Origin of the sequence: Streptomyces sp. NPDC014894, assembly GCF_043080985.1 — a bacterium.
Taxonomy (GTDB): Bacteria; Actinomycetota; Actinomycetes; order Streptomycetales; family Streptomycetaceae; genus Streptomyces.
Genome location: NZ_JBIBWD010000004.1, coordinates 486,056 through 502,270, shown reverse-complemented (window position 1 = coordinate 502,270; position 16,215 = coordinate 486,056). Strand labels below are relative to the sequence as shown.

Sequence of the window (16,215 nt, the reverse complement as noted above, 5' to 3'; positions counted from 1 at the left end):
GCCGGGTCGCCGGGCGGTCCGCCGTACGAGCGCGCGCATCGACTCGTCGTACGGACCTGGCGTGCGGACCGACCCGTCGTACGGACCTGCCGTACCGACTCGTCGAACGGACCCGTCGTGCGGACCCGTCGGCGCGGTCCGTCATTCGGAGGTCGGGACGACGTGCTTCTCCTCGGCGAAGTGGCAGGCGGAGGGGTGTTTCGCGGGGCCCTCGGCGAGCCGGAACTCGGCCGGGACCGCGAGGAGGGGGATCTCCAGCGCGCACCGCTCCTGGGCCTTCCAGCAGCGGGTGCGGAAGCGGCAGCCCGAGGGGATGTGCGCGGGTGAGGGGACGTCGCCGCCGAGCAGGATCCGTTCGCGGTGCTCGCGCGCCAGCGGGTCCGGCACGGGCACGGCGGAGAGCAGGGCCTGGGTGTAGGGGTGGGTGGGGTGGTCGTAGATCTCCTCGTCGCGGCCCAGCTCCACCACCCGGCCCAGATACATCACGCCGACCCGGTCGGAGATGTGCCGCACGATCGAGAGGTCGTGGGAGATGAAGATCAGACTGAGGTCGAGTTCGCGCTTGAGCGAGGCCAGCAGATTGATCACCTGGGCCTGGACGGAGACGTCGAGCGCGGAGACGGGTTCGTCGGCGACGATGATCTCCGGCCGCAGCGCCAGTCCGCGGGCGATGCCGATGCGCTGGCGCTGGCCGCCGCTGAACTGGTGGGGATAGCGATTGATGTACTCGGGGTTGAGTCCGACGACGTCGAGCAGCTCGCGCACCCTGCGCCGCCGGTCGCCCTTGGGCGCCACCTCGGGGTGGATGTCGAAGGGCTCCCCGATGATGTCGCCGACGGTCATCCGGGGGTTGAGCGAGGTGTACGGGTCCTGGAAGACCATCTGGATGTTGCGGCGTACGCGTTTCAGGGCGCGGCCGGAGAGCCGGCTGATGTCCTCGCCCTTGTAGTGGATCGTCCCGGCGGTGGGGCGTTCGAGGTGGACGATCATCTTGGCGAGGGTGGACTTCCCGCAGCCGGACTCCCCCACGATGCCGAGGGTCTCGCCGGTCAGCAGGTCGAGGTCGACGCCGTCGACGGCCCGGACCGCGCCGATCTGCTTCTTGAGGAGGACGCCGCGGGTGAGCGGATAGTGCTTGGCCAGTCCGCGCACTTCGAGGATGGGCTCAGCCATCGGCCTTCCCCTCGTTCAGGGTCTCGCGCCAGAAGTGGCAGGCGCTGCGGCGCTCGGGGGAGACCTCGTACAGCGGCGGTTCGTCGGTGCGGCAGATGTCCTGGGCCATGGGGCAGCGGGGGTTGAAGGCGCAGCCGGGCGGGATGTTCAGCAGATTGGGCGGCAGGCCCTTGATCGCGTACAGCTCCTGGCCCTTCTGGTCCAGGCGGGGGATCGATTCGAGGAGGCCGCGGGTGTAGGGGTGGGCGGGGGCGCGGTAGATGTCGTGGACGGGGGCGGTCTCCACGATCCGGCCCGCGTACATCACGGCGATCCGGTCGGCGACGTCGGCGACGACGCCGAGGTCGTGGGTGATGAGGATCAGGCCCATGTTCAGCTCGCTCTGGAGCTGGGCGAGCAGCTCCATGACCTGGGCCTGGACGGTGACGTCGAGCGCGGTGGTGGGTTCGTCGGCGATGATCAGGGCGGGTTCCAGGGCCATCGCCATGGCGATCATGATGCGCTGGCGCATACCGCCGGAGAACTGGTGCGGATACTGCCGTACGCGTTCCTGGGCGGCGGGGATGCCGACGCGTTCCATCAGGTCGACGGCGCGGGTGCGGGCCTCCTTGCGGGAGAGGCCCCGGTGGACGGTGAACATCTCGCCGAGCTGGTCGCCGACGCTGAGCACCGGATTGAGCGCGGAGAGGGCGTCCTGGAAGATCATCGCCATTCCGGCGCCGCGGACGCGCCGCCGCTCCTCCTCCTTGAGGCCGAGCAGGTCCCGGCCCTGGAAGAGGATCTCGCCGCCGGTGATTCTGCCGGGGGGCGTGTCGAGGATGCCCATGACGGCCTGGGCGGTGACGGACTTCCCGGAGCCGGACTCGCCGAGGACGGCGAGGGTCCTGCCCTCCTCGACGGTGTAGTCGACGCCGTTCACGGCGCGGGCGATTCCGTCCCTGGTGCGGAACTCGACGTGGAGGTCTCGTACTTCGAGCAGCATCGCGGGCTCCTCAGCGCAGCTTGGGGTCGAGGGCGTCGCGCACCGCGTCGCCGAGCATGATGAACGCGAGCACGGTGACGGCCAGCGCTCCGGCGGGCCAGAGCAGCATGTGCGGGGCGTTGCGGATGTAGGGCGAGGCGGACGAGATGTCGATGCCCCAGGAGACGGTGGGCGGTCTCAGTCCCACGCCGAGGTAGGAGAGGGTCGCCTCCAGGGAGATGTAGGTGCCGAGCGCGATGGTGGCGACGACGATGACGGGGGCGATCGCGTTGGGGGCGATGTGGCGCAGCAGCATCCGGGCGTTGGACGCGCCGAGGGCGCGGGCGGCCTGGACGTAGTCGTTGTGTTTGGCGGTGATGACCGAGCCGCGGGCGATGCGGGAGATCTGCGGCCAGCCCAGCAGGACCATGAATCCGACGACGGGCCAGACGGTGGTGGACTGGACGACGGAGAGGAGGACGAGTCCGCCGAGGATGACGGGGATGGCGAAGAACACGTCGGTGAGCCGGGAGAGGACGGCGTCGGACGCGCCGCCGTAGAAGCCGGCGAGTCCGCCGAGGGCGGAGCCGATGAGGGCGACGCCGAGGGTGGCGCAGACGCCGACGGTGACGGAGGTGCGGGCGCCGTAGACGGTACGGGTGTAGACGTCGCAGCCCTGGCCGTTGAAGCCGAAGGGGTGGCCGGGCTGGGAGCCTTCCTGGGCCTTGGCGAGATCGCACTGGAGGGGGTTGCCGGAGGCGATCAGCGAGGGCCAGATCGCGATGATCACCAGAAAGACGATGAACAGCGCGGAGAGGATGAAGACCGGGTTGCGGCGCAGATCGCGCCAGGCGTCGGACCAGAGGCTGCGGGCCTTCTCCTCGGGGCCGGGGCCGAGGGGGCCGCCGGGGGCCTTCTCCAGGCTCTCGGCCTCGCCGGCGGCGAGGTCCATCGCGCCGCCCGCGCCGGTCGGGGCGATGGCTCCTTGGTCGTCGAACGGCGGCTCAGGCATAGCGGATCCTCGGGTCGAGTACGGCGTACAGCAGGTCCACGAGCAGATTCGCCAGGAGGAAGACCAGGACGAGCACGGTGACGAAGCCGACGACGGTCTGGGTGCTCTGGCGGAGGATGCCCTGGTAGAGCTGGTAGCCGACGCCGTGGATGTTGAAGATGCGCTCGGTGACGATCGCTCCGCCCATCAGCGCGCCGATGTCGGTGCCGATGAAGGTGACGACCGGGATCAGGGAGTTGCGCAGCAGATGCCGGGTGATGACCCGGCGGCGCGGCAGCCCCTTGGCCTTGGCGGTGCGGACGTAGTCGGAGCGGGCGTTCTCGGCGATGGAGGTCCGGGTGAGCCGGGTGACGTAGGCCAGCGAGACGGAGGCGAGCACCAGGCCGGGGACGATCAGCTCGTCGAGGGGCGCGGCCGGGGAGACGGCGGGTTTGATGACGCCCCACTCGACGCCGAGGAGGAGCTGGAGGAGGAGTCCGGTGACGAAGGTGGGGACGGAGATGACGACGAGGGTCATCAGCAGTACGGAGGTGTCGACGGGGCGGCCGCGGCGCAGTCCGGTGATCACTCCGAGGGTGATGCCGATGACGATCTCGAAGAAGATGGCGACCAGGGTGAGCCGGATGGTGACCGGGAAGGCGTCGGCCATCAGCTCGATGACCGGCTGGCCGTTGAAGGCGGTGCCGAAGTCGCCGGTGAACACATTGCCCATGTAGGTCAGGTATTGCTGCCAGACCGGCTTGTCGAGGCCGAACTCCTTGCGCAGCTGGGCGGCGGTGGCGGGGTCGCAGGCCCGCTGTCCGCAGAGTCCCTGGACGGGGTCGCCCATCACATTGACCATGAGGAAGATCAGCAGGGTGGCGCCGAAGAAGACGGGGATCATCTGCAGCAGCCGCCGGATCACATAGCGTCCCATGAGGGGCTCCCGGGGTCGTGGTCGCGGTGGGAAGGGGTGGTCCGGCGGGCGGGCGCCGGGGTCGGCCCTCCGGTCAGGCGACCTTGATCTCGTTGTAGACCGGGACGCTGAAGGGGTTCAGCGCGACATTGGAGATCCGGTGCGAGTAGCCGGCGCTGCCGTTCTGGTACCAGAGCGGGATGGCGGCCATCTCGTCGCGGACCACCTCCTCGGCCTGCTGGAAGGTCCGGACGGCCCGGGCGGTGTCGCTCTCGGCGTTGGCCCGGTCGACGAGGTCGTCGAAGTCCTGGTTGCTCCACTTGCCGTCGTTGGAAGAGGCGTTGGTGTAGTAGAGCGGCTGGAGGAAGTTCTGGATCAGCGGATAGTCCATCTGCCAGCCGGCCCGGAAGGGGCCGGGCATCTTGGACTCGGTGATCTGGCCGCGGAAGTCGGCGAAGGTGCCGATGGGATTGCCGACGCAGGCGCGGTCCTCGCCCAGCGCGTTGTTGATGCTGTTGCAGACGGCGTCGACCCAGTCCTTGTGGGAGCCGGTGTCCGCGTTGTACGTGATCTTCATCTGGCCGCCGGGGATGCCGCCGGCCTCGTCGACCAGCTTCTTCGCGGCGGCGGCGTCGTACTCGCAGGAGTCGCCGCACAGGGTGTCCTGGAAGCCGCCGTCGACGCCGAGCACCGGGGAGGTCCAGTCCTTGGCGGGGGTGCGGGTCTTCTGGAAGATGGTGTCGGTGATCTGCCGCCGGTTGATCGCCCGGGAGAGTCCGGTGCGGAGCTTGGCGCCGTCGGGGGCGTTCCACGCCTTGTCGTAGTAGGGGAAGGCGAGGGTCTGGATGATGCCGGCCGGGGTGTTGATGTACCGGTCGCCGAGGTCGGACCGCACATTCTTGAGCTGGGAGGCGGGGACGTCGTCCACGAGGTCGAGATTGCCCGCGAGGAGATTGGTGTACGCGGTGTTGTTGTCGGTGTAGACGACGAGGTCGATGCCGCCGTTGAGGGCCTTGTCCGCGCCGGGGTAGCCGTCCCATCTGCGCAGTGACATCTGGGAGCCGCGGGCGTAGGCGTCGACGGTGTACGGGCCGTTGCCGACGGGTTTGGCGAGCCAGCCGGCGTGGTCGTCGAAGAACGCCCGGGGCAGGGGGGCGAAGGCGGCGTAGCCGAGGGTGTCGGGCCAGGTGGAGAACTTCTGGCTGAGTCTGACGGTGAAGGTCCGCTCGCCGGTGACCTTCAGACCGGAGAGGGCGGTGGCGGTGGGCTCGCCGGAGTCGGGGTGGAGGGCCGGATAGCCGTCGATGTAGCCGAAGAAGTAGGCGTTGCGCTGGTTGTTGCGGAGGTCGGCGCCGTAGTTCCAGGCGTCGACGAAGGAGGCGGCGGTGACCTTCTCGCCGTTGCTGAAGGTCCAGCCGTCCTTGACGGTGATCGTGAAGTTGACCGAGTCGGAGGTCTCGATGCTCTCGGCGAGCATGTCCTGGGCCTCGCCGGTCTTCGGGTCGTACCGCTTGAGCCCGCGGAAGACCATGTCGAGGACCTTGCCGCCCTGGACCTCATTGGTGTTCGCGGGCTCCAGCGGATTCTGCGGGTCGCCCCAGGAGGCGCTGACGATCCCGTCCGGTCCGCTGCCGCTCGCACCGCCCCCGCCGCAGGCGGTGGCCGTGAGCGCGACGGCCACCGCGCACGCGGCCCACCTGGCGCGCATGGCTCCACGCATGGAGTGCCTCCCATGTCCTCAGCGTCACTTAGGACCGAATATCACCCCAAATTGCGGTAATCCGCATGCCGGATACGGCCGTACGGACGAGACCGGGCGGGGACGGCTGCGCCGTCCGGGCGACGGGAGGGGAGGCCGGGCGGTCGGGCCTTCGTGACGGGCGGGCGGGGACGGGAGGCCGGGCAGGCGGTCAGGCGGGCGGGGCCGCCGGGAGGGTGATCTCCCAGGTGTCGGCCGCGAAGTGCTGGGTCATGCCGTGCGCCTCGTACAGCCGCAGCGCCCCCGTCTCGTTCGCGGTGTCGACGCCGAGCCCGAGGGTGTCGCGGCCCAGTCCCGCGTACACCCCGAAGGCGTGGCGCAGCAGATGCCCGGCGACGCCCCGGCCACGGGCCTCCTCGCGGACGCCGAGGTTGTTGACCCAGGCGTGGGCGGTGCGGTGGTTGGAGGTCACCATGACGGCGATGTCGCCCTTCCCCTCGAAGGAGGCGATCCACACCAGCGACCAGTCGACCAGTTCGCCCAGATCGCCGAGCCACTGCTCATAGCCGCGCTCGTGGTGGTCGAAGTGGTCCGCGAAGGTCTCCTGCACCAGCGCGTGGGCGATCCGGCGGTCGGCCTCGGCCCGGCAGTCCCTCAGGGTGAGCCCCTCGGGCGGCGCCGGGACCGGATCGGCGGCCGGGTCCAGCGGACGGGTCAGGACGTGATAGCGGCGTACGGTGCGCCAGCCCCGGCGGGCGAGCAGCGCGAGGTCCACGGTGGGGCGGGTGTTGAGGTGGAGATGGACGACGGCCCGCGCGGCGCCGTTGTCCGCCGCCCGCCGTACGGCCCTGGCCTCCATCAGCTCGAAGAGCCGCTCCCCCGCGTCCTGGTGCTCGGGGAGGATGTAGTGGTCCATGTCGATGCGCTCGGTGCCGGAGTCGTCCCACATCAGTCCGTACCCGACCGGTTCGCCGTCGCGCAGGGCCAGCCAGGAGTTGTCCGGCAGATCGGCCTCGGGGTGGGAGAGATCCGCCTCGACGGACCGCTGATCGGTCTCGGCCCGGCCGATCTCGATCTCGTCCACGGCGTTGAGGAGACGGCAGATCGCCGCCGCGTCCCCGAGGACAGCGGGTCTGATGGTGAGGTGAGTCATCGGATCACTGTCGGGGGTGGGCCGGGCCCGGCGCAACGCGTTTTCCGTGCGCCGGGCGGGACACGACAGAGCCCCGGCCCGCCGTGACGGCGTGCCGGGGCCCGGTCGGACAGGTGTCAGGCCTTGTCGGCGTGGCCCTCTTCCAGCGCGGCGAGCGCCGGGTCCAGGATCACTTCCTCGGTGCGGTCGAGGGTGGGCTCCTCCGGGAAGTGGCAGGCCGTCAGATGGCCCTCGCGGTTGCCGGAGATCTGCACCAGCGGCGGGTCCTCCGTCGCGCACTTCTCCGTCGCCTTCCAGCAGCGGGTGCGGAAGCGGCAGCCGGACGGCGGCATGATCGGCGAGGGGACGTCGCCGGAGAGCCGGATCCGCTCCTTCTTCGCCGAGTCCACGTCCGCCTCGGGGACGGCCGAGAGCAGCGCGTGGGTGTAGGGGTGCCGGGGCCGGGTGTAGAGCGAGTCGCGGTCGGCGACCTCCACCACCTTCCCCAGGTACATCACGGCCACACGCTGCGAGAAGTGCCGGACGATCGCCAGGTCGTGGGCGATGAACATGAAGGCGATGCCCAGGTCCTCCTGCACCTTCTGGAGCAGATTGACGACCTGTGCCTGGATGGAGACGTCCAGCGCCGAGACGGGCTCGTCGGCGACGATCAGCTTCGGCTCCAGCGCGAGGGCCCGCGCCACGCCGATGCGCTGACGCTGGCCGCCGGAGAACTCGTGCGGGAAGCGGTTGTAGTGCTCGGGGTTGAGACCGACCGTCTCCAGCAGCTCCCGGACCCGGTTCTCCCGGCCGCCGGCCGGGTTGATGCCGTTGACCTCCATCGGGCTCTTGATGATGGTGCCGACGGTCTGCCGCGGGTTCAGCGACGAGAACGGGTCCTGGAAGATCATCTGGATCTCGGACCGGATCGGCGCCAGCTGCTTGCGGCCGGCGTGGGTGATGTCCTCGCCGGCGTAGGTGATCTTGCCGCCGGTGGGCTCCAGCAGCCGGGTCACCAGCCGTCCGGTGGTGGACTTGCCACAGCCGGACTCGCCGACGACGCCGAGGGCCTCACCGGGGTAGATCTGGAAGTCGACTCCGTCGACCGCCTTGACCGCGCCGACCTTCTTGCGGAAGGGGAAACCGCCGTAGATCGGGAAGTGCTTCTCCAGCCCCTCGACGGAGAGCAGCGGCTCACCCGCCCCGGCGCCTGTTGATCCCTGCTGCTTCGGCAGGGTGACATTCTTGCTCATGTCTCTGCGTCTCCCTAGCCCAGCCTGGGCTTGATCTGATCGATGAAGATGGTCTGCTTCTGCTCGGCCGAGAGGTGGCAGGCAGCGGCCCTGCCCTCGGCGAGCAGCGGCTTCTCACCCGTGCACCGACCGTCGCTCACCTGGTCCCTGAAGGTGCAGCGCGGGTGGAAGGCACAGCCAGAGGGCGGGTTGAGAAGGCTCGGCGGGGAGCCCGGGATCGGCACCAGCGGCTCGTCGAGGTCGCCCCCGAGGCGCGGCATCGAGCTGAGCAGGCCCCAGGTGTACGGGTGCTTGGGCGTCTGGAGCACCTCGCGGACGCTGCCGCGCTCCACCGCCCGTCCCGCGTACATCACCAGCAGGTCGTCGGCCATGTTGGCGATGACGCCCAGGTCGTGGGTGATGAAGATGATGGCCGAGCCGAACTCCTGCTGGAGGTCCTTGAGCAGATCGAGGATCTGGGCCTGGACGGTCACGTCGAGCGCGGTGGTCGGCTCGTCGGCGATCAGGAGGTCGGGGTCGCAGATCAGCGCCATGGCGATCATCGCGCGCTGGCGCATACCGCCGGAGAACTGGTGCGGGTAGTCGTTGAAGCGGGTCGCGGGCTGCGGGATGCCGACCTTGTCGAGCATCTCGATGGCGCGCGCCTTCGCCTCCTTCTTGGAGGCGCCGGTGTGCTTCATGTACGGCTCGGCGATCTGCCGGCCCACGGTGTAGTACGGCGAGAGCGCCGTCAGCGGGTCCTGGAAGATCATCGCGGCCTTGTTGCCGCGAAGCTTCTCCATCTCCTTCTCGGAGGCCTGGACCAGCTCGCGCCCGTCCAGGTGGATCTCGCCGGTGACGGAGGAGCTCTTCGGGTTGTGCAGCCCGAGGACCGCCAGGTTCGTCACGGACTTGCCGGAGCCCGACTCGCCCACGATGCCCAGCGTCTTGCCGCGTTCGACATCGAAGGAGAGCCCGTCGACCGCGTTGACGACGCCGTCCTCGGTGGAGAACCGCACCCGCAGGTCGCGCACCGAGAGGAAGGCCTCCGGCCCGGTCGGGGCCGGTGTGTCTTCGGTCTTGGTCAGTGTGGTCACGGTCGTTCTCCTAGGCGAGGCGCACGCGCGGGTCGATGTAGGCATAGGCGAGGTCCACGATGATGTTCAGAATCAGGATGAAGAAGGCTCCGAACAGCATCACCCCCATCGTCAGCGGCAGGTCCTTGCTGAGCGAGGAGTTCACGGCGAGACGGCCGATGCCGGCCAGGTCGAAGGTGAACTCGGTGACCACCGCGCCGGCCAGCAGACCGCTGAGGTCCATGCCGAGAATGGTCACGATGGGAGTCAGGGATCCGCGCCAGGCATAACGGAAGAATACGTACCGCTGCTTCATGCCCTTGGCCCGGGCTGTGCGGACATGCTCTTCCTGCAGCTGCTCGATCATGGTCGAGCGCGCCATACGCGTGTACTGGGCGGTGAAGATCGTCGCCATGACCGCCCAGGGAATCAGCAGACCGAGCGCCCAGGACGCCGGATTCTCCGTGAACGGCACGTACTCGGGGTTCTCCATCCAGCCGGTGCTGTAGACGAAGATGCCGAGGACGATCGGGCCGAGGAAGTAGATCTGGAAGGAGCTGAGGACCATCGAGGTGCCGCTGACCAGCTTGTCGATCCAGGTGCCGCGCTTCCAGGCGGCGAGCAGACCGGATCCGAGCCCGAGGGTCAGGAAGATGACCAGACCGCCGACCGTGAGCGACAGCGTCAGCGGGAAGCGGTCGACGATGGAGTCCCAGACGAATTCGTTGGTCTCGAAGGAGACGCCCAGACACGGCGCCGCGCAGTGCCCGGTCGCGAAGTCGCGGCCGGTCAGGATGCCGCCCATGAAGTCCCAGAACTGGGTCGTGATGGGCTTGTCGAGGCCGAGATTCTCGCGGATGACCGCGATGTTCTCCGGCGTGCAGTTCTTGCCGCAGGCGAGTTGGGCGAAGTCCTGGGGGATTGTGTAGAACAGGAAGAACGTGAACGCGCCGATCAGAAACATGATCACGACGGCGCCGGTCAACCTGCGGAGGAGGAACTGAAGCATCGCGGGAGGCTGCTCTCTTCGGTAGGCGGCGGGGGTTGTGAGACATGGGCCCGTGGGGGTGCGCTCCGCCTGGCGCGCACCCCCACGGGTCAACCGTGAGCCGGTGAGGTGTGGACCGGGGTTACGGGGTCTTCAGGAACAGGTCGTTGATGTCGATGTAGCTCGACTCGACGCTGTACTTCACGCCGCCGACATTCGAACCGGCCAGCTGGATCTGCTTCGAGTAGTAGACCGGGGCAGCCGGGTTGATCTCCTCCACGATGCGGTGGTGGATCTCCTCCCACTTCTTGGCGGCGGCCGCGGGCTCCAGGGTCAGGGCCTCGTCGATGCCCTTGTTGACCTGCTCGTCGTTGATGTGCGAGTAGTTCGACGCGCCGTCGGAGACGAGGTCACCGTCGTAGACGGGCGTGATCACGGTGGAGGGCGACGGCCAGTCCTGGCCCCAGCCGCTCATGTACAGGTCGTACGGGTTGTCCAGCTTGCCGATCTGCTGGTAGTACGTCGCGCGGTCGATCTCCTTGGCCTGCACGTCGTAGCCGAGCTTCTCGAGCATGGTCCGGATGATGACCATCTGCTTCTGGCTGCGCGGGGCGCTGGAGTACGCGTACGTCAGCTTGGTGCCCGGCTTGACGCCGGCTTCCTTCAGCATCTCCTTGGCCTTGGCGAGGTCGCCGCCCGGCTTCTTGAGCTTGCCGAAGGGGTCGTACTCGGGGTCGAAGCCCGGCAGGGTCGGGGCCATCAGACCGCCGGCCAGCTCGCCGCCGTACTTGCCGCCGTCCTGCGCGATCATGCGGCTGCTCGGGATCGCGTGCGTGATGGCGTCGCGAACCTTCTTGTCCTTCATCTTGTCCAGATTGAAGGTGAGCTGCCAGACGTAGGGCTGGTAGCCCTTGACGCTGCGCTTGTTGACGTCGGGGTTGGAGACGACGTCCTTGATCATGGTCGGGTCGACCTGGTCGGTCCACTGGATGGCGTTCTTCGCGTCACCCTGGTCAGCGATCAGGCGCTTGCTCTGGCTGGCCTGGTCGATGGTCAGCGAGAAGTTGTAGCCGTCCACGTACTGGTGGCGGACCGGGTCGGTCTTCGCGTCCCAGTTGGTGTTCTTGACCAGCTTGAGCGACTTGCCCGACTTGTACTCGGCGAGCTTGTACGGGCCGAGCGCGACCGGCGCCTTGTCGTACTTCGCCTTGGTGTCGGCCTTCTCCGGGACGATGGAGTAACCGGCCATGGCCAGGGCCTGCGGCAGGTCCGGCTGGGGCTTCTTGAACTTGAAGACGACCGTCTTCGCGTCCGGCGTCGCCAGCACGCTGTCCGGGAGGTGCTTGCCCTTGTAGGGGCCGTCCGGCAGCGCCTTGCGGTAGTCGTCGCCGGAGAGCCAGCTCTGGACGTAGGGCGGGCCGTCGAAGATCACCTTCGAGTACATGCGCTCGATGGTGTGGCGGACGTCGGCCGAGGTGATGGCGTTGCCATCCTGGTCCTTGACGCCGTCCTTGAGGGTGTACGTCCAGGTCTTGCCGCCGTCGGACGCCTTGCCGGAGTCGGTGGCGATGTCACCGACGACGGTCAGGTTGCCCTTGTCGTCCTCCTGGAAGTTCGTCAGCCCACGGTGCAGCAGGTTGGCCAGCTGACCCGCGTCGCTGACGTAGATCTGACCCGGGTCCATGTGGGTGATGTCGGATTCCATGAACACGTTGATCGTGCCGCCCGGCTTGGCGCCCGGCACCTCGGCCGCGGGGCCGGTGGAGCCCGCCGCGTCCGCGTAGACGACCGGCTTCGACTGCGAGGCCGCGTCCTTCTTGCTCTTGGACTCGTCCTTGGTGTTGCCGTCGTTCTTGGAGCATCCGGTGAGCGCCAGGGAGCCGGCCGCGGCAGCGACGACTATGACGCGCACGGAACGTGAGCGAAGGGGCTTCATGATGCGCGTTGCACCTACCTGTCCGTTGTTAACCATCAAGAGCTGCCATGACCGTCCGGTTGCCCGGCGCGGGGGCGGCAGCCACCCCCGCCCAAGGACGTCATCGTCCGGTCTTGGGGTCGAACGCGTCCCGGACCGAGTCTCCGAGGAGGTTGAAGGCGAGGACGAAGATCACCATGGCGACGCCGGGGAAGAACATGAACGCGGGGTTCTGCTCGTAGACCTTGGCGCCGATGGCGAACATCCGGCCCCAGTCCGGGGTGGGCTCCACAAAGCCGACGCCGACATACGAGAGGAAGGCGATCGTCAGGATGGAGCTCGGGAGGGTGTAGGTGCCCTGCACCAGGATCGGCGTGACGATGTTCGGCAGGATCTCCTTGCGGACGATCCTCCAGCGCGAGGCGCCGGAGACCTTCGCGGCCTCGACGAACTCCCGCTCACGCAGGGACAGCACGGAGCTGCGCACCAGACGGGCCATGCCCATCCAGCCGAGGAACCACATCACGAGGATGATCGAGACGGCGCGCAGGTAGGTGGGGGTCTCGTCCGTCGGAGAGACGAACAGCGCGGTCACGACGGGCATGAAGGCGATGAAGAACAGCTGGCTGGGGAAGGCGAGGAAGAAGTCCGTCGTCCGTCCGAGCCAGTAGTCGACCTTGCCGCCGAAGTAGCCGCTGACCATACCGATGATCACGCCGGTCATCACGGCGAGGAAGGTGATGATGAGCGCCATGTAGAGCGAGGTCCGCATGCCGTAGAGCAGCATCGTGAACACATCGCGGCCCAGCTCCGGCTCGATGCCGAACCAGAACTCCCCGGAGACGCCGCCGAAGGTGCCGACGGGCATCGAGAAGTCGTCCAGAAGCTCTGGATTGAGGTCCGGGTAGAGCGTGTACGGGTCCTTGCCGTACAGCTTGGAGATCACCGGCGCCAGGGCCGCGATCGCGAAGAAGAAGATCACGACGCCGGCGGAGATCATGCCGACGCGGTCGCGCTTGAAGCGCGCCCACATGAGCTGACCGGGCGAGCGACCGGTGTGGTTGGTGCCGTCCGCGGCGTCGTTCTTGGTCGCGGTCTCTTTGTCCAAGGCGACTGAGGCGTCCGTGGCCTCGGCCTCGATTGGACTGGTCATGATGTGTCCATTCACGGGTGTCGGGTGACCCGCGATCCTGCGCACGTCAGCGGTGACGGCCGAGTGGGTGCACTCGTGCCGTCGGTTCCGCTGCCGTATGACGATCCCCTCGCCGGACGCCGCCTGTGGAAAGGCCGATGTCCGTACTGCCGCTCAAGCCTGTGGATCACCCACGGGCAAAGCGGCTGGAAAGTGCGTCAATGGGGATAGATTCCACCCTCAGGAGCGCGAGCCGAGCGGTTGACCGGGGCTCAGGATCGGCGGCCGACGTCGGCGGCCTGACCGGATGGAATGCGCTGGAAACCGGCCGTACAAGCCATCTGTGACGACCCGACCCCACTGGCGCTCGTGGCACCGCGCATGGGTTCCTCCTCATGAGTCCACGTGTTCACTGCAAGGCTGGGCACAAGACACCCGCCGACACCCCTGACGGCGAAGAGCTGTACCCCGTGTGCTCGTGAGTCGGCGCTCCCCACAGCGCATGACCCGTTGACCCGAGCTCAGTGAAGCCAACTATTGGGTAAGTTCGGGCTGTAAACCACACTTAAAGCATCTCGTTTTGGCAACATCGATGCAGGCCCAGGGACCACAATCCGGACAAAGGGATCACAGACAGACACCCCCGAAACGGACTGTTAATGCAGGTTTCCGGTGAGCTACGCCCGATAGTCGGACAGAGGGGGTAGGAAAACCGGTTGACGGGCATCGGCGGGACTCTGGCCCAAACTCTCAGTTTCCCACGCGACGGGGGTACGCAAACGGCCCGGGTGGCCCCTCTGGGAGGGGCCACCCGGGCCGGGTTTCAGCCAGATGCGCCGGGGGGCGTCAGAGCCCGCCCGGCGCGCCGTCAGCCGTGCTTGGCGCGGGAGGCGGCGCGGGCGCGCTCGCGGCCGTCCAGGTTCACCTTGCGGATGCGGACCGCCTCCGGGGTGACCTCGACGCACTCGTCGTCGCGGCAGAACTCCAGCGACTGCTCCAGCGAGAGCTTCCGCGGCGGGACGATCGCCTCGAAGGAGTCGGCCGAGGAGGAGCGCATGTTGGTGAGCTTCTTCTCCTTGGTGATGTTCACGTCCATGTCGTCGGAGCGGGAGTTCTCACCGACGATCATGCCCTCGTAGACCTCGGTGCCGGGCTCGGTGAAGAGCACACCGCGCTCCTGGAGGTTCGTCATCGCGAAGGCGGTGACGGCGCCGGAGCGGTCGGCGACGAGCGAGCCGTTGTTACGGGTCTTCAACTCGCCGAACCACGGCTCGTGGCCCTCGTGGATGGAGTGGGCGATACCGGTGCCGCGGGTGTTGGTCAGGAACTCCGTACGGAAGCCGATGAGGCCGCGGGACGGGACGACGAACTCCATGCGGACCCAGCCGGAGCCGTGGTTGGACATGTTGTCCATCCGGCCCTTGCGGGTGCCCATGAGCTGCGTGACCGCGCCCATGTGCTCCTCGGGGACGTCCACCGTGAGGCGCTCGACCGGCTCGTGGACCTTGCCCTCGACGGTCTTGGTGACCACCTGCGGCTTGCCGATGGTCAGCTCGAAGCCCTCGCGGCGCATCTGCTCGACCAGGATGGCCAGCGCCAGCTCGCCGCGTCCCTGGACCTCCCAGGCGTCGGGGCGCTCGGTCTCCAGCACGCGGAGCGAGACATTGCCGACCAGCTCGCGCTCCAGACGGTCCTTGACCTGGCGGGCGGTGACCTTGCGGTCCTTGACGGCCGACTTGGCGTCCGCGCCCTTGCCGGTGCCGCCCCGGCCGACCAGCGGCGAGGTGTTGGTGCCGACGGTCATGGAGATCGCGGGCTCGTCCACCGTGATCAGCGGCAGGGCGATCGGGTTCTCCGGGTCGGCCAGCGTCTCGCCGATCATGATGTCGGGGATGCCCGCGACGGCGCAGATGTCGCCGGGGCCGGCCACCTCGGCCGGCTTGCGGGTGAGCGCCTCGGTCATCATCAGCTCGGAGATGCGGACGTTGGCGATGGTGCCGTCCCGCTTGATCCAGGCGACGGTCTGGCCCTTGCGCAGTTCGCCCTGCTCGACGCGGAGCAGCGCGATACGGCCGAGGAAGTTGTCGGCGTCCAGGTTGGTGACATGGGCCTGGAGCGGCGCGGACTCGTCGAACTCGGGAGCCGGGACGGTCTGGAGGATCGTGGAGAAGAACGGCTCCAGGCTGTCGCTGTCGGCCGGGACGGTGCCGTCGGCCGGCTTGGTCAGCGACGCGACGCCGTCACGGGCGCAGGCGTAGACGATCGGGAACTCGATCTGGTCCTCGTCCGCATCCAGGTCGAGGAAGAGGTCGTAGGTCTCGTTGACGACCTCGTCGATCCGGGAGTCGGGACGGTCCGTCTTGTTGATGCACAGGATGACCGGCATCCGGGCCTGGAGGGCCTTGCGCAGCACGAAGCGGGTCTGCGGGAGCGGGCCCTCGGAGGCGTCGACCAGGAGGACGACCGCGTCGACCATGGACAGACCGCGCTCCACCTCGCCACCGAAGTCGGCGTGGCCGGGGGTGTCGATGATGTTGATCGTGATGGGCGCCCCGCCGGCCTTGGGGTGGTACTTCACCGCCGTGTTCTTGGCGAGGATCGTGATGCCCTTCTCACGCTCCAGGTCGTTCGAGTCCATGACCCGATCGTCGACCTGCTGGTGCGCTGCGAAGGCTCCGGCCTGCTTCAGCATGGCGTCGACCAGGGTGGTCTTGCCGTGGTCGACGTGGGCGACGATGGCGACGTTACGGATGTCGTGGCGCGTGGGCATGCTGGCTGGCGCTTCTCTCGATTGTGGGATGCGGCGTCGAATGCGGCGTTTTCCTCGTACGCCCTGCCGGGGCGGACACGCCGCGGCTCAGTCCCATGGTACGGGGCCGTCGCGCGCGGGGCTTCCCGGTCCGGGGCGGCGGACGCCGGACGCGGGCGAGAGGGGGGTGTGGGGAGCGCGGCCGGGTCGCTGAATTCTGGTCAACAGGTGGGCATGATCTTGCCCGCCGG

Annotated in this window: 12 protein-coding genes; all 12 read right to left on the bottom strand. The window is 68.2% G+C overall.

Annotated features, from left to right (window positions below; all coding sequences use genetic code 11):
- Window positions 1–141: 141 nt before the first annotated feature.
- A complete protein-coding gene (locus ACF089_RS13085) occupies window positions 142–1,173 on the bottom strand; it encodes an ABC transporter ATP-binding protein (RefSeq protein ID WP_392025519.1) in 1,032 nt (343 codons plus the stop codon).
- On the bottom strand, window positions 1,166–2,155 hold the full coding sequence (locus tag ACF089_RS13080) for an ABC transporter ATP-binding protein (RefSeq protein ID WP_392025518.1): 990 nt from the start codon (window positions 2,153–2,155) through the stop codon (window positions 1,166–1,168). The genes ACF089_RS13085 and ACF089_RS13080 overlap by 8 nt, the downstream gene beginning before the upstream one ends.
- Before the next feature lie 10 nt (window positions 2,156–2,165).
- Window positions 2,166–3,146, bottom strand: a complete 981-nt coding sequence (locus ACF089_RS13075) for an ABC transporter permease (protein ID WP_392025516.1) — start codon at window positions 3,144–3,146, stop codon at window positions 2,166–2,168.
- Window positions 3,139–4,062 (bottom strand): ABC transporter permease, encoded by a 924-nt coding sequence (locus tag ACF089_RS13070; RefSeq protein ID WP_392025515.1) that lies wholly within the window; start codon window positions 4,060–4,062, stop codon window positions 3,139–3,141. The genes ACF089_RS13075 and ACF089_RS13070 overlap by 8 nt, the downstream gene beginning before the upstream one ends.
- A gap of 73 nt (window positions 4,063–4,135) precedes the next feature.
- The gene (locus ACF089_RS13065) at window positions 4,136–5,761 is read right to left on the bottom strand and encodes an ABC transporter substrate-binding protein (protein WP_392025513.1); all 1,626 of its coding nucleotides are present in this window, start codon (window positions 5,759–5,761) and stop codon (window positions 4,136–4,138) included.
- 190 nt (window positions 5,762–5,951) lie between these two features.
- Entirely contained in the window at window positions 5,952–6,893 is a 942-nt protein-coding gene (locus tag ACF089_RS13060) for a GNAT family N-acetyltransferase (protein WP_392025512.1), read from the bottom strand.
- 116 nt (window positions 6,894–7,009) lie between these two features.
- Window positions 7,010–8,125, bottom strand: a complete 1,116-nt coding sequence (locus ACF089_RS13055; RefSeq protein ID WP_392025510.1) for an ABC transporter ATP-binding protein — start codon at window positions 8,123–8,125, stop codon at window positions 7,010–7,012.
- 14 nt (window positions 8,126–8,139) lie between these two features.
- Window positions 8,140–9,201, bottom strand: a complete 1,062-nt coding sequence (locus ACF089_RS13050; protein ID WP_392025509.1) for an ABC transporter ATP-binding protein — start codon at window positions 9,199–9,201, stop codon at window positions 8,140–8,142.
- A 10-nt stretch (window positions 9,202–9,211) separates the two neighbouring features.
- Entirely contained in the window at window positions 9,212–10,189 is a 978-nt protein-coding gene (locus tag ACF089_RS13045) for an ABC transporter permease (protein WP_392025507.1), read from the bottom strand.
- Window positions 10,190–10,310: 121 nt separating this feature from the next.
- Window positions 10,311–12,104, bottom strand: a complete 1,794-nt coding sequence (locus tag ACF089_RS13040; RefSeq protein ID WP_392025506.1) for an ABC transporter substrate-binding protein — start codon at window positions 12,102–12,104, stop codon at window positions 10,311–10,313.
- A gap of 100 nt (window positions 12,105–12,204) precedes the next feature.
- Entirely contained in the window at window positions 12,205–13,236 is a 1,032-nt protein-coding gene (locus ACF089_RS13035; RefSeq protein WP_392025504.1) for an ABC transporter permease, read from the bottom strand.
- Window positions 13,237–14,083: 847 nt separating this feature from the next.
- Window positions 14,084–15,985: a translational GTPase TypA gene (gene typA / locus ACF089_RS13030; RefSeq protein WP_392025502.1), complete on the bottom strand. Its 1,902-nt coding sequence runs from the start codon at window positions 15,983–15,985 to the stop codon at window positions 14,084–14,086.
- Between the last annotated feature and the right edge of the window lie 230 nt (window positions 15,986–16,215).

Coding starts and splice junctions, on each gene's coding strand:
- ACF089_RS13085 (WP_392025519.1), bottom strand. CDS start 1,173: ATGGCTGAGCCCATCCTCGAAGTGCGCGGACTGGCCAAGCACTATCCG.
- ACF089_RS13045 (WP_392025507.1), bottom strand. CDS start 10,189: ATGCTTCAGTTCCTCCTCCGCAGGTTGACCGGCGCCGTCGTGATCATG.
- ACF089_RS13035 (WP_392025504.1), bottom strand. CDS start 13,236: ATGACCAGTCCAATCGAGGCCGAGGCCACGGACGCCTCAGTCGCCTTG.
- ACF089_RS13075 (WP_392025516.1), bottom strand. CDS start 3,146: ATGCCTGAGCCGCCGTTCGACGACCAAGGAGCCATCGCCCCGACCGGC.
- ACF089_RS13055 (WP_392025510.1), bottom strand. CDS start 8,125: ATGAGCAAGAATGTCACCCTGCCGAAGCAGCAGGGATCAACAGGCGCC.
- typA (WP_392025502.1), bottom strand. CDS start 15,985: ATGCCCACGCGCCACGACATCCGTAACGTCGCCATCGTCGCCCACGTC.
- ACF089_RS13065 (WP_392025513.1), bottom strand. CDS start 5,761: ATGCGTGGAGCCATGCGCGCCAGGTGGGCCGCGTGCGCGGTGGCCGTC.
- ACF089_RS13060 (WP_392025512.1), bottom strand. CDS start 6,893: ATGACTCACCTCACCATCAGACCCGCTGTCCTCGGGGACGCGGCGGCG.
- ACF089_RS13080 (WP_392025518.1), bottom strand. CDS start 2,155: ATGCTGCTCGAAGTACGAGACCTCCACGTCGAGTTCCGCACCAGGGAC.
- ACF089_RS13040 (WP_392025506.1), bottom strand. CDS start 12,104: ATGAAGCCCCTTCGCTCACGTTCCGTGCGCGTCATAGTCGTCGCTGCC.
- ACF089_RS13070 (WP_392025515.1), bottom strand. CDS start 4,062: ATGGGACGCTATGTGATCCGGCGGCTGCTGCAGATGATCCCCGTCTTC.